The following is a 12,421-nucleotide window of genomic DNA, read 5'->3' on the forward strand; positions in this document are numbered from 1 at the left end:
GAAGGAGGCCTTCGCGGCGTTTCGGGGCTGGGTCAGGCCGCGGGGGCCATGCGCAGGTTGAAGTGCCGCAGGAAGTCCGGCGCGTCCACGATCCGGTAGCCGGGCACCCGTTCCGGGTTCTTCGCGATGTCGGCGAGGACCTCGGCCACGTAGTCGTAGTGACCCTGGCTGTAGACCCGCCGCGGCAGCGCCACGCGCACCAACTCGAACGGTGCCGGGGTGACCAGCTCGCGGTTCTCGTCGAGCGTGCCGAGGTAGAGCGAACCCAGTTCCACGCACCGGATCCCGCCCTCCAGGTACAGCTCACAGGCCAGCGAGTGGCCGGGGAACCGGGAGGCGGGCAGGTGCGGCAGCAGCCGCCCGGCGTTGAGGTAGAGCGCGTGGATCCCGGCGGGCTGCACGATGTCCACCCCGGCGTCGTTCGCCAGCCGGGCGAGCCGGGCCGCCTCGCCGGCGCGGGCGGCGAGGTAGTTCGGGTCCAGCACCTCCCGCAGGCCCTGGGCGACGCGGTCGAGGTCGTGCGCGCCGAGCCCGCCGTAGGTGCGGAATCCCTCGGTGGCGATGAGGTTTCCTTCGCAGCGCTGGGCGAGTTCCGGGTCGGTCAGACCGATGAACGCACCCATCGGCGAGATGCCGTCCTTCTTCAGGCTCGCCACGCAGCCGTCGACGAGCTGGAACGCTTCTTCGGCGACCTCACGAGGGGTTTTGCCCGCGTAACCCGGCTCGCGTTGCACCACCAGCCACGCGTTCTCCGCGAAGCGCGCGGCGTCGAGGAAGACCGGCACCCCGTGCGCGCGGGCGAGTTTCGCGGCGGCGGCGAGGTTGGCCATGGACACCGGCTGGCCGCCACCGCCGTTGTTGGTGATGGTGATCAGGACCTGCCCGACCCGGCCGGCCTCCGGACCGGTGAGCAGCGCTTCGAGCGACGGCAGGTCGATGTTGCCCTTGAACGGTTCGAGGCTGTCGAGGTCGGCGAACTCGGCGCACGGCAGGTCACGAGCCTCCGCGCCGGTCAGCTCGACGTTCGCGCGAGTGGTGTCGAAGTGCGTGTTGCTGACCGAGATCTTGCCCGGCGCCAGCACGGTGGAGAACAGCACGCGTTCGGCGGCGCGGCCCTGGTGCACCGGAAGGATGTGCGGGTAGTGGGTGAGTTCGGCAAGGATCTCGCGGAAGCGAAAGAACGATGCGGACCCGGCGTAGGAGCGGTCCGCCGCCGCCGCGGCGGCCTCCTGCCGGGTGGAGACGGCACCGGTGCCCGAGTCCGTGAGCAGGTCGATGGTGACCTGGTCGGCAGGCAGGTTGAAGGCGTTGTACCCGGCTTCGGCGAGCGCGCGCTCACGCTGCTCGCGGGTGGTGATCGGGATTTCCGCCACGACTTGGGCGCGGTACGGCGGGAAGGTCCGCATGCGTTGTTCCTCCAACTTGGTTCGACCGCCGGCGAAACTACCGCAGCCCGGCCGGTGCGCCGAGCACCGGGCGTTTCCGCGGAGGCAGCACCTGATAGGCCTCCGAGGACAGGTAGACGGTTATTCCGGAACCGAACTCACCCATTCTCAGAGACACGTGCGCGAGCAATCCGACACCATTCCGCAGCGGTCGATTGGAGACCGCGTCGAGTGCGTTGTCGAGAACAGTTCCGTCCACGTCGAATTGGGCGAGAATGGCGTGCACGCGGGCGCGGGCCACCTCGTCGTCCGGCACGTAACTGCGAATGGGCAGGTAGAGGCTGTAGTTGCCGGGCCGCTGCCCCGAACCCTCCACGAAAGAATAACTGGAAACCAGCGGCCTGCCGTCGAACGGGCCCTTGCGCCCGCCGAGCACGGCGAGGAATTCCCGGATCAGCTCCGGGTCGGTTCCTGGCACCAGTTCCGCCGCACGTTCCACATCCTCGGACTCGGCCGCTTCGTGCGAGATGTAGACCTTGACCCGGGAAAGCGGGCCGTCGTCGAGGTCGAGCGCGAAGAAGGTGAAGTTGTCCCGGTCGCCGCGGCGCAGCGCGCTCTCGATCACCGGCTCGAAGCCGCCGGCGATACCCAGCCGCCGGAACCCTTCGCTGACCAGGGAATCCGCCATGGTCGCCCCGCTGATCTGCGGGTTCAGGTAGACCTTGATCCGCGGCCGTGAGCCGGGCCGGAAGATCAGCGAGTACCACAGGGTGAACGGGCCCTGGCGCTCCTCGTGCGGCAGGAAGAGGTCGGCCACCGCGTCCAGCCGGTCGGTGACCAGGCCGTACTCGCCGGCCACCCGGTCGAGGAAGTCCCGCGGGCGCGGACTGCCGACCGCCTCGCCGAGCACCCGCACCACGCACTCACCGCCGGCGTCGAAGGCGAGCGAGAATTCGACCGGAGAAGTGTCGTCGGCCACATTGCAGGCCGTCGCCGGTGGTTCGGTAATACTGATTTCCCCAGCGTTTCCGAGTAATCCCCGGAGAAGGTCCAGGTGCCGGCGTTCCGCGGGATCGAATCCCACCGCCCGGCACAACCGGTCGAGTTGTCCGCTGGTATGGGCATACATCGACACATCAGCCATCGACACACTCGCTCCGACCATGGCTCAGGAGGTCACCGTTCATTAGTGCGTTCGGCCCAGCCGGCGTTGCGCCGCCCAGCGGATACCCGCCCCGGACCGTCGAACAGATTAATCGGAAAATTAGTCCGGCGATACCCCCGGCAGAGCGACGAGCGGGCCCGGAAACCGTGTCCGAGTGTGCCTGCCGCCGCGATGATTCACCTGAATTCCGCATCGACACAGGCGCATCGGACCGCTACTGGCCACCGCCGCCGTGTGGCCTAGACCACTGGCCTGGGCGCGAAGTCGTCCTTGCACCCACGGCGGCAGGTCCGGTTCTCCGGAAACTGTCGGTGCCGGGTGCGACGCTGTGCCTCATGGACCGGATCCCGCGGCACCTGTCGCCCACCGCCGCCGGCGAGCGCGCGGCGATCCCCCGGCTCGCCGACGAGCGCGAGACCTTGCTGAGCACCCTCGATTGGCATCGGCAGACGTTCGGGCTGAAGTGCGCGGGTCTCGAACAGAAGGAGCTGTCCGCCCGCGCGGTGCCGGCGTCCACCGTGTCGCTGCACGGGCTCGCGCGGCACCTCGCCGGCGTGGAACGCTGGTGGTTCCGCATCCAGTTCGGCGGCGCGGACCTCCCGCTGCTCTACTACACCGACGACGATCCGGACCAGGACTTCGACTCCCTCGACGGCGACGCCGAAGAGGCGCTGGCCGTCTGGCGCGCGGAATGCGCCCACGCCCGGGCGATCGCCGTCGCGGCGGAGTCACTGGAGGCGCGGGGGACCTCGAAGATCACCGGGGAGCCGTTCACCTTGCGCTGGCTGCTGCTGGACATGACCACCGAGTACGCCCGCCACCTCGGCCACGCCGACCTGCTGCGGGAAGCGATCGACGGATCGGTCGGCCGGTGAACACCCGACCGGCACGGCGAACTCGGCACCGCACCCGGCAAACTCGACCTGGCAGTGGGCACCGAGCGCCGCCCCGCCTGTGCGAGGTCGTGGGCCCGGCGAGCGGGCGGACGCGTGCGATGCTGAGGACCATGAGCGTCGACCCTGATTCCGGACTGCTGTCGCCGGTGCGAGCCGGCACGCCGGCCGAGGAGACGACCGGTGATGTCGCGTTCGCCGTGGCCATGCTGGAGGTCGAGGCCGCGCTCGCGCGTGCGCAGGCCCGGCTGGGCGCCGTGCCCGGGGACGCCGCGGAGCGGATCACCGCTGCCGCGCGCCGGTTGGCGGGTGAGCTGGACGTGGTCCGGCTGGCGCGCGAGGCTCGCGCCACCGCGAACCCCGTGGTGGCGCTAGTACGCGCGTTGTCCGCCGCAGTGCCCGAGGACGCCGACCACGTGCACCGCGGCTCGACCAGTCAGGACATTGTGGACAGTGCGATGATGCTGGTCGCGCGGAACACCCGTGAACTGATCGTCGCGGATCTCGACGCCACGGCACAGGCGCTGGCCGGCCTCGCCCGCGCGCACCGGGACACGGTGATGCCCGGCCGTACCCTCACCGCGCACGCAGTACCCACCACGTTCGGCCTGAAAGCTGCCGGCTGGCGGCAAGGAGTGCTCGAAGCCCTGCGGCAGCTGCGTTCCCTGCAGCTGCCGGTGTCGATCGGCGGCGCCGCGGGCACACTCGCCGCGTACGTCGAGTACGGCGACGGCTCCGCGGACTACCCGGAACGGCTCGTCGAGGCGTTCGCCGCGGAGACCGGCCTGGCCGCGCCGGTTCTCCCCTGGCACGCCGACCGCGCGCCGGTCGCCGAACTGGCCGCCGCACTGGCGCAGACGAGCACCGCGCTGGGCAAGATCGCCGTCGACGTCCAGGTCCTCACCCGGACCGAGATCGGCGAGGTCACCGAAGCCGCCGGAGGTGGCTCGTCGGCCATGCCGCACAAGCAGAATCCCGTGCTCTCCGCGCTGGTCCGCTCGGCTGCGCTGCAGGTGCCGGTGCTCGTCGCCGGAGTCACGCAGTCCGGTCTGGCCGAGGACGAACGTTCGGCCGGCGCCTGGCAGGCCGAATGGCAGCTGCTGCGCGAATGCCTTCGCCTCACCGGCGGTGCCGCGCACACCGCCACCGAGCTGACCGCCGGCCTGCGCGTACACGCGGGCCGGATGCGGGAAAACGTCGACCGCACGCACGGCCTGATCGTCTCCGAACGCCTTTCCGCCACGCTGACGCCGCTGCTGGGCAAGGCACGCGCGAAGGAACTCCTGACCGCCGTGTCCCGCCGCGCGTTCGAGGAAGGCCGTCCGCTCGCCGAAATCCTGGCCGCCACGGAGGAGGTCACCACCGTCCTGTCCCCCTCGACCCTCGCCGACCTGCTGGACCCCGCGCGCTACCTCGGCGCGGCCGGCCGCATGGTGGACCGCGCCCTGACGTCACCGACCGACTGATGCGAACGTTTCACCTCGTCCACGACCGCTCCACCTCCACCGCGCCACCGGAAGCGATGTCTCCGCCCGGGCAGAGACAGAAATGACGCGGCCGCCCGACGATCGGGCGGCCGCGTCGTGGCAACGCCTCAGTGCGCCAGGCCGCGCCCGTGCCGGCCGGTGGCGGACGGATCGGCCGCGGGCAGGTCTGCGGTGGGTGGGTCGGCCGCGGGCGGACGGGCCGCGGACCGACCGGCCGCGGGCGCATCGGCGGCAGGCGGACCGGCAGCGGTCGGGCCTGCGGTGGGCGAACCGGCAGCAGACGTACTGCCCCCAGACGGACCGGCCATCGGCTGACCGGCAGCAGACGGATCGGCCACGTGCTGCGGCTGGTCGTCCTCCGGAAGCCGGACCCGGCGGCGGGCGGGCAGCACCGCGATCAGCAGGCCGACAACCGCGATGCCCAGGTGCAGCCAGGTGTCGGCAGTGCGCAGGTCCAGCGGGTTGCCCAGGCCGGAAACCGGGTTCGTGGTGATCGTGCCGGTGAGCACCAGGCCCCAGACGAACAGCACGCCGTAGCCGATGAGCAGCACCCAGCCGAACGTCCGGGCGCGGCCGGAGCCGAAGGCCAGCAGCAGGCCGATCACGCCGGTCACCACGTGCACCAGGTTGTTCAGCGGGTTGGCGGAGAACCGCCACAGATCGGCGTCGTGGTGGCCGGTGAAATCACCGAACCCGGACTTCACGAAACCCAGGATGCCGTAGGCGAGGAAGAGGAGCCCGAGGATGGCGGTCAGCACCTGGGCGGGCTGCAGGCCCTCCACCCGCATGCGGGGTTCACGCGCACGAGTCATGACTTCGGTCCTTCCGTGCGAAGGTTTCGCCGGGGCATACCCGCGGGACCCGGCGCGAAACGCCGGCCCGCTCGCAGAAAAGAGAATTGCCCGCAACCAAGTTGTCCACGAGGAGATATCGAGCACTTGAGTTGCTACACCGGCGGGGTTTCCGGGAGGATGGAGGGTTACCGGCCGACCAGCGAGGAGGAGCCCATGACCAGCCCGGATCCGGGGGAGACCGGTTCGCTGCTGCTCGACGACCAGCTCTGCTTCGGACTGTACTCGGCGTCGCGTGCGATCACCTCGCTGTACCGCACCCTGCTCGAACCACTGGATCTCACCTATCCGCAGTACCTCGTGATGCTGGCGCTGTGGGAGGAGGACGGGCGGCAGGTCAAGGAGCTCGGCACCGCGCTGAACCTCGACTCGGGCACGCTGTCGCCGCTGCTGAAGCGGCTGGAGAAGTCCGGTCTCGTGACCCGCGAGCGGCAGGCCGACGACGAGCGCTCCGTCCGGATCCGGCTCACCGAAGCGGGCACCGCGCTGCGCGCGCGGGCCGAGCGGATCCCGCCGCACATCGGGGCCGCGATGGGCTTCGACTCGGTGACGTTGACCCGGATGCGCGCCGCGATGGACCAGCTGACCGCGTCGGTGAACGCCTATCGGGAGTCGTTTCCCCCGGCTTGATCTCCGCGTCCGCGCGCCGTGGCTAGCATGGACGGGCGATGAATTCACGAGACGACGCACTGCAGGCGATCGAAGCGAGCCTCGACCGGCCGTCGGCCGCCCGGGTCTACGACTACTTCATCGGCGGGAACACGCACTACGCGGTCGACCGCGAGTTCGCCGAGAAGGTCCGCAACCGGTTGCCGCTGATCGGTGACTACTGCCGGACCAGCCGCCAGTTCCTCGGCCGGGCGGTCCGCCGGTGCGTGCGCGAGGGCATCCGGCAGTTCGTCGACCTCGGCTCGGGCCTGCCGACCACGGGCAACGTGCACGAGGTCGCCGACGACGAGCGTCCGGACCACGACGTGCGCGTGCTCTACCTCGACAACGAGGCGGTGGCGCTGGCGCATTCGGAAATCCTGCTCGCCGACACCGCGGACCCGGACCGGCACCAGGCGCTCGCGGCGGACCTGCTGCGTCCCGGTGACCTCTGGGAACGGGTGCTCGACTCCGACGTGATCGACGCCGGGCAGCCGATCGCGCTGATCGTCAACGCGGTACTGCACTTCATCCAGGACGACCAGGATCCGGACGGGATGCTGGCCACCTACCGTGAACAGCTCGCACCGGGGTCGCTGCTGGTGCTGTCGCAGATGACCAACGAGAACCCGGTGGACGACGAGGAGAGGCAGGCGCTGGCCGACCTCGTCGAGTACTACAAGTCGACCACCAACCCGGCGGTGTTGCGCACCGTGACGGAATTCGAGCGGTTCTTCGGCGGCTGGCCGATGCTGGAACCGGGGCTGGGGTACGCGCCCGCGTTCCATCCGGACGCCGCCACCGTGTTCGCGGACTCCCCCTCGGAGTCACGCGTGATCGGCGGGATCGCGCGCAAGCCGCGGTGACGTCACGAGGCCTCGCGCAGCAGGTCCAACGCGTTGTAGGTCGCGTCGCGCCCGAGCTCCACCGCCTTGCGCAGCACGGCCGGATCACGCTCCAGCACCACCACGTCCGGCGCGCCCGCCGGCGGGCGGATGCTGGCCAGCCGCGGATCGTCGGCGAGCATGCGCTCGTCGTCCAGATCCCGCTGGTACTGCGCGTGCCAGGCCTCGACGGTGCCCGGCGCGTGCCGGCGGAGGAACCGCGGCACCACGACGTCCTGCACCCGCGGCGTCGGCAGCGGTGGTTCGTCCGCCCGCCGGGTGCGCAGCACGAGCACGTCGGTCGCGCCTTGGGCGAGCGCGGTGCGGAACGGCAGCGGCTCGGCGATCCCCGCGTCCACGAACCGCCGCCCGCCCATGGCGATCGGCGGCCCGGCGAGCACCGGCATGCACGACGACGCGGCGAGCGCGGTCTTGATCCCGTCGACGTCGGTGATGAACGGGTGCAGATCGGTCGACTCGCCGGTGTCGGCGTCGGTGGCCAGCGGGTGGAAGGTGACCGGATTGGCCAGTACCGCCGGGAAGTCCATCGGCTCCAGCACCGAGTAGACCTGGTGCACGAGGTACTCGAGGTCGATCACCGCCCGGCCGCGCAGGGTGTGCAGTGGATTGATGATCCGCCGCATCACGACCGGGTTCCACCAGGTGCGCACCCCGGTCTGTGAACGGCCGGACAGCAGCCAGGCCGCGTTGAGCGATCCGGCGGAGGAGCCGTAGACCGCGTCGAACGCCGGCGTGGCCCCGAGCTCGTCCAGCGCGAGCACCATTCCGCTGGAGTAGGTACCCCGGCTGCTTCCCCCTTCGACGGCGAGCGCGAGCCGCCGCCCGTCGGTCCGCCTTCCCGGCTCGCTGCCTGCCGCCATCCGCTCGTTGATCAGCTCCAGAACCGGGTGCACAGATCCATCCTGGTCGTTTCGCACGATCCGTCGACCCGATTTGCCCACCCCGCTGGGTGATCAGCCCAGCTCTTCGGCCAATCCGACGATGATGCCCTCCGGACCACGCAGGTAGCAGAGCCGGTAAATGTCCTCGTACCGCACCACCTCGCCGACGAGCTCGGCGCCGTGGGCCAGCGCACGGGCGACGACCTCGTCGACGTCGTCGACGGCGAACATCATCCGCCGGATGCCCAGCGTGTTCGACGGTGTCTCGCCACGCTCCCCGCCGATCGCCTTCGGCGTGTGGAACATCGCCAGTTCGACGCGGCCCTGTCCACCGGGGACGCGCAGCATCGCGACCTCCTGCCGGGCGCCGTCGATCCCGATCACCCGGTCCACCCAGGACCCCTCGACCGGGTTCCGGTTCTCCAGCTCCATCCCGAGCTCGACGAAGAAGGCGATGACCGCGTCGAGGTCTTCGACCACGATGAGGACGTTGTCCATCCGCTGGATTGCCATGCGGCACCCTAGCGCGAGAGTGACCTCGCATGCACTGGGTTGCACTGCACCCAGTTGCATATGACACTGCCCGATATGGCACTGGAGCACGCGATCCTCGTCTCGCTGTCCGAGCGGTCCGGGTCGGGTTACGAGCTGGCGCGCCGGTTCGAGAAGTCCATCGGCCTGTTCTGGAGTGCTTCCCACCAGCAGATCTACCGCGTGCTGAAGCGGATGGTGCGGGAGGGCTGGGTGGCCGCCGACGTGGTCGCCCAGGACGGGCGGCCGGACAAGAAGGTGTACACGGTCAGCGCACCGGGGCGGGCCGAGCTGCGGCGCTGGCTGGCCGAACCGTCGCCGGCTGCCGGGCCGCAGGAACTCGCCGTGAAGCTGCGTGGCGCTTCCTTCGGGGACGCCGGGGCGGTGGCAGCCGAGATCACCCGGCACCGGGACGCGCACGCCGCGCAGCTGGAGCTCTACCGCCGGATCGAGAAACGGGATTTCCCCGGCCCGGACCGGCTTCGCGGACGTTCGCTGCACCAGTACCTCGTGCTGCGCGGCGGAATTCGCGTGGAGGAGGGACAGGTGGAGTGGCTCGAGGAGATCCGGGCCGCCCTGCACGCCGACGAGAGGGACGACCGATGACGACGCCGTATCCGAATCTGCTGGCTCCGCTCGACCTCGGCTTCACGACTTTGCGCAACCGGGTCGTGATGGGCTCGATGCACACCGGCATGGAAGACCGGGCGAAGCAGTTCCCGCAGCTGGCCGAGTACTACGCGGAGCGCGCACGCGGCGGCGTCGGCCTGATCGTCACCGGCGGGTTCGCGCCCAGCCGCACCGGCTGGCTGCTGCCGTTGGCCTCGAAGCTCACCACACCCGCCGAGGCACGGCAGCACCGGCAGCTCACCGGCGCCGTGCACGCCGAGGGCGGCAAGATCGCGCTGCAGATCCTGCATGCCGGCCGCTACGCCTATCACCCGTTGAGCGTGTCCGCGTCGAGCCGGAAGGCGCCGATCAACCCGTTCCGACCCCGTGCGCTCAGCGGTTACGGCGTGCATCGCACCATCGGCGCGTTCGCCGACACCGCGGCGCTGGCCCGCGAGGCCGGCTACGACGGCGTGGAGATCATGGGTTCCGAGGGGTACCTGATCAACCAGTTCCTCGCCGAACGCACCAACCGGCGCACCGACGCCTGGGGTGGTTCGCCGGAGAAACGCCGCCGGTTCGCGGTCGAAATCGTGCGCCGGACCCGGGAGGCGGTCGGCCCCGACTTCATCATCATCTACCGGCTGTCGCTGCTCGATCTCGTCGAAGGCGGACAGAGCTGGGACGACGTCCTGGCGCTCGGGAAGGAGGTGGCGGCGGCCGGCGCCACCGTCATCAACTCCGGTATCGGCTGGCACGAGGCCCGCGTCCCGACCATCGTCACCTCGGTGCCGCGCGCCGCGTTCACCTGGGTCACCGCGAAACTCCGGCCGCACGTACCCGTCCCGGTGGTCACGTCCAACCGGATCAACCTGCCGCACGTGGCCGAACAGGCGCTCGCCGACGGGGACGCGGACCTGGTGTCGATGGCCCGCCCGCTGCTGGCCGATCCGGACTGGCTCCGCAAGGCCGAAAGCGGCCGCGAGGACGAGATCAACGCCTGCATCGCCTGCAACCAGGCCTGCCTCGACCACGCGTTCGCCCGGAAACCGGTGTCCTGCATGGTCAACCCGCGGGCCGGGCACGAAACCACGCTGCGGCTGCTGCCTGCTCGCCGGGCCAAGCACATCGCGGTGGTCGGGGCCGGCCCGGCCGGGCTGGCCACCGCGACCGCACTCGGGCAGCGCGGGCACCGGGTCGAGCTGTTCGAGGCCGATTCCGAGATCGGCGGCCAGTTCGGCATTGCCCGGCGGATCCCGGGCAAGGAGGAGTTCGCCGAGACCGTCCGGTACTTCACCCGGCGGCTGGAGGTCACCGGCGTGAAGACGCACCTCGGCACCCGCGCGAACGCCGAGGACCTGACCGGCTTCGACGAGGTGGTGCTGGCCACCGGCGTCGTCCCGCGGGTGCCCGCGCTGCCCGGCATCGACCATCCGAAAGTACTGTCCTACGTGGACGTGGTCCGGCACGGGAAACCGGTCGGCCACCGCGTCGCGGTGATCGGCGCGGGCGGGATCGGCGTGGACGTGAGCGAGTTCCTCACCCACACCGGAGCACCCGCGCTCGACCGCGACGCGTGGATGGCCGAATGGGGGGTCACCGATCCGGCACTCGTCCCCGGCGGGCTGACGCGACCGCGCCCGGCGCCGTCCCCCCGGCAGGTCTACCTGCTGCAACGCAAGAAGACCCCGATCGGCGCCGGGCTCGGCAAGACGTCCGGCTGGGTGCACCGCGCGGCGCTTCGGGCCAAGGGCGTGGAGCGGATCACCGGCGTCGGCTACGAGCGGATCGACGACGCTGGCCTGCACCTGAGCGTCGACGGCAGGCCGCGGCTGCTGGCGGTGGACACGATCGTGGTTTGCGCCGGTCAGGAACCGGTGCGGGAGCTGGCCGGCCGGCTCGGCGACGTGCCGGTGCACCTCGTGGGCGGTGCCGAGCAGGCCCGCGAACTGGACGCCAAACGCGCCATCGACCAGGGCACCCGGCTGGCGGCCACGCTGTAGCGGCTTGCGTGCACTGGCAGGATGGCTGCGTGCGAGACGTATGCGTGATCGGGCTCGGGCTCATCGGCGGATCGGTGCTGCGGGGCGCCGCGGCGAGTGGCAGGACCGCGTGGGGCGCCACTGTGTCCGAAGTGGACGCGGACGCGGCCAGCCGGAGCGGTTACGAGGTGACCGCGAACGTCGAGGCCGCTCTGCACCGCGCTGCCGAGGCGGACGCGATCGTGGTCGTGTCCGTGCCGTTGCCCGCGGTGGAGAACCTGTTGCGGCTGGTCTCGCAGCACGCGTCGCACTGCCTGCTCACCGACGTGGTCAGCGTGAAGGGCCCCATGCTCGAAGCTGTCCGCCGGCGCGCGCCGTACACGCGTTACGTGGGCGGGCATCCGATGGCTGGCACCGCGGATTCGGGCTGGGTTGCGGGCAGCGCCGAGCTGTTCCGCGCCGCGCCGTGGGTGGTCGCGGTCGAGGACGACACGGACCTGGCGGCGTGGGCCGAAGTCGCCGAACTGGTCCTCGACCTCGGCGCCTTCGCCGTACCACTGCCCGCGGATTCGCACGACGAGACCGTCGCCCGGATTTCCCACCTGCCCCACCTGTTCGCCGCGATCCTGGCCTCGGTCGGCGCGCAGGGCGGCCCGCTGGCGATGTCGCTGGCCGCAGGCTCGTTCCGCGACGGCACCCGGGTGGCCGGATCGTCGCCGGAACTCGTGCGGGCGATGACCGAGGGGAACCGCGAGGCACTGCTCCCGATCGTCGACGACGCGCTCGGCCGCCTCGGCGCCGCCCGTGGTTCGCTCGCCTCCACCGGCGGGCTGGCCGTGACGATCAACGCCGGGCACGAAGGCGCGCTCGCCCTCTCCGCGGAACGCGACGCGTTGCGGGCAGGTGTCCGCATCGACCTCACCGCGCCGGACGCCCGCGAGGGCCTCATCGCGCTGGGCGAACGCGGCGGCCGGATCACCGGCTTCGAAGGCAGCGTCGCGCTCGGCGAGGTGTCCTGACCGATTCGCCAGGACTTGCCCGGACCGCCGGTTGTGTGACGATGGAGCCCACACTGTCGGCGGAA

At 70.9% G+C, this 12,421-nt stretch carries 12 protein-coding genes; 7 read left to right on the plus strand and 5 right to left on the minus strand.

The annotated features are described in order from the left end of the window. Positions 1–32: 32 nt before the first annotated feature. Positions 33–1,406, minus strand: coding sequence for a tryptophanase (locus tag BJY18_RS21425; protein WP_184781651.1), 1,374 nt, complete (start codon positions 1,404–1,406; stop codon positions 33–35). Positions 1,407–1,443: 37 nt separating this feature from the next. Beyond that, positions 1,444–2,550 (minus strand): tryptophan dimethylallyltransferase family protein, encoded by a 1,107-nt coding sequence (locus BJY18_RS21430; RefSeq protein WP_312873915.1) that lies wholly within the window; start codon positions 2,548–2,550, stop codon positions 1,444–1,446. A 335-nt stretch (positions 2,551–2,885) separates the two neighbouring features. Here BJY18_RS21430 and BJY18_RS21435 point away from each other — a divergent pair, with 335 nt between their 5' ends. After that, positions 2,886–3,425: a DinB family protein gene (locus tag BJY18_RS21435; protein WP_184781653.1), complete on the plus strand. Its 540-nt coding sequence runs from the start codon at positions 2,886–2,888 to the stop codon at positions 3,423–3,425. A 131-nt stretch (positions 3,426–3,556) separates the two neighbouring features. Further along, complete coding sequence (locus BJY18_RS21440; RefSeq protein ID WP_184781654.1) at positions 3,557–4,909, plus strand: class-II fumarase/aspartase family protein; 1,353 nt, start codon at positions 3,557–3,559, stop codon at positions 4,907–4,909. 128 nt (positions 4,910–5,037) lie between these two features. On the opposite strand, the gene BJY18_RS21445 is transcribed toward BJY18_RS21440, so the two are convergent. Then, positions 5,038–5,742: a DUF4383 domain-containing protein gene (locus tag BJY18_RS21445; protein WP_184781655.1), complete on the minus strand. Its 705-nt coding sequence runs from the start codon at positions 5,740–5,742 to the stop codon at positions 5,038–5,040. Between the two features lie 195 nt (positions 5,743–5,937). On the opposite strand from BJY18_RS21445, the gene BJY18_RS21450 reads away from it, so the two are divergent. Together BJY18_RS21450 and BJY18_RS21455 are read left to right on the plus strand one after the other, a co-directional pair. Continuing rightward, entirely contained in the window at positions 5,938–6,411 is a 474-nt protein-coding gene (locus BJY18_RS21450) for a MarR family winged helix-turn-helix transcriptional regulator (RefSeq protein ID WP_184781656.1), read from the plus strand. Positions 6,412–6,449: 38 nt separating this feature from the next. After that, positions 6,450–7,295, plus strand: coding sequence for an SAM-dependent methyltransferase (locus tag BJY18_RS21455; protein ID WP_184781657.1), 846 nt, complete (start codon positions 6,450–6,452; stop codon positions 7,293–7,295). A 2-nt stretch (positions 7,296–7,297) separates the two neighbouring features. Here BJY18_RS21455 and BJY18_RS21460 read toward each other — a convergent pair whose 3' ends face one another. Further along, positions 7,298–8,227, minus strand: a complete 930-nt coding sequence (locus tag BJY18_RS21460; protein WP_184781658.1) for a patatin-like phospholipase family protein — start codon at positions 8,225–8,227, stop codon at positions 7,298–7,300. Positions 8,228–8,287: 60 nt separating this feature from the next. Beyond that, complete coding sequence (locus BJY18_RS21465) at positions 8,288–8,728, minus strand: VOC family protein (protein ID WP_184781659.1); 441 nt, start codon at positions 8,726–8,728, stop codon at positions 8,288–8,290. 75 nt (positions 8,729–8,803) lie between these two features. Between BJY18_RS21465 and BJY18_RS21470 the strand changes: the two genes are divergently transcribed. The 3 genes from BJY18_RS21470 to BJY18_RS21480 are packed head-to-tail and all read left to right on the plus strand — an operon-like array spanning position 8,804 to position 12,356. Then, entirely contained in the window at positions 8,804–9,352 is a 549-nt protein-coding gene (locus tag BJY18_RS21470) for a PadR family transcriptional regulator (RefSeq protein ID WP_184784758.1), read from the plus strand. Beyond that, on the plus strand, positions 9,349–11,358 hold the full coding sequence (locus BJY18_RS21475; protein ID WP_184781660.1) for an NADPH-dependent 2,4-dienoyl-CoA reductase: 2,010 nt from the start codon (positions 9,349–9,351) through the stop codon (positions 11,356–11,358). Before BJY18_RS21470 ends, BJY18_RS21475 begins: the two co-directional genes overlap by 4 nt. Before the next feature lie 29 nt (positions 11,359–11,387). Next, the gene (locus BJY18_RS21480; protein ID WP_312873916.1) at positions 11,388–12,356 is read left to right on the plus strand and encodes a prephenate dehydrogenase; all 969 of its coding nucleotides are present in this window, start codon (positions 11,388–11,390) and stop codon (positions 12,354–12,356) included. Positions 12,357–12,421: the final 65 nt, after the last annotated feature.

This window comes from Amycolatopsis jiangsuensis (assembly GCF_014204865.1).
Taxonomy (GTDB): Bacteria; Actinomycetota; Actinomycetes; order Mycobacteriales; family Pseudonocardiaceae; genus Amycolatopsis; species Amycolatopsis jiangsuensis.

Excerpts from the sequence above, each read along its gene's own strand:
- BJY18_RS21435 (WP_184781653.1), top strand. The coding sequence starts at position 2,886 with ATGGACCGGATCCCGCGGCACCTGTCGCCCACCGCCGCCGGCGAGCGC.
- BJY18_RS21425 (WP_184781651.1), bottom strand. The coding sequence starts at position 1,406 with ATGCGGACCTTCCCGCCGTACCGCGCCCAAGTCGTGGCGGAAATCCCG.
- BJY18_RS21430 (WP_312873915.1), bottom strand. The coding sequence starts at position 2,550 with ATGGTCGGAGCGAGTGTGTCGATGGCTGATGTGTCGATGTATGCCCAT.
- BJY18_RS21475 (WP_184781660.1), top strand. The coding sequence starts at position 9,349 with ATGACGACGCCGTATCCGAATCTGCTGGCTCCGCTCGACCTCGGCTTC.
- BJY18_RS21440 (WP_184781654.1), top strand. The coding sequence starts at position 3,557 with ATGAGCGTCGACCCTGATTCCGGACTGCTGTCGCCGGTGCGAGCCGGC.
- BJY18_RS21455 (WP_184781657.1), top strand. The coding sequence starts at position 6,450 with ATGAATTCACGAGACGACGCACTGCAGGCGATCGAAGCGAGCCTCGAC.
- BJY18_RS21445 (WP_184781655.1), bottom strand. The coding sequence starts at position 5,742 with ATGACTCGTGCGCGTGAACCCCGCATGCGGGTGGAGGGCCTGCAGCCC.
- BJY18_RS21470 (WP_184784758.1), top strand. The coding sequence starts at position 8,804 with ATGGCACTGGAGCACGCGATCCTCGTCTCGCTGTCCGAGCGGTCCGGG.
- BJY18_RS21465 (WP_184781659.1), bottom strand. The coding sequence starts at position 8,728 with ATGGCAATCCAGCGGATGGACAACGTCCTCATCGTGGTCGAAGACCTC.
- BJY18_RS21450 (WP_184781656.1), top strand. The coding sequence starts at position 5,938 with ATGACCAGCCCGGATCCGGGGGAGACCGGTTCGCTGCTGCTCGACGAC.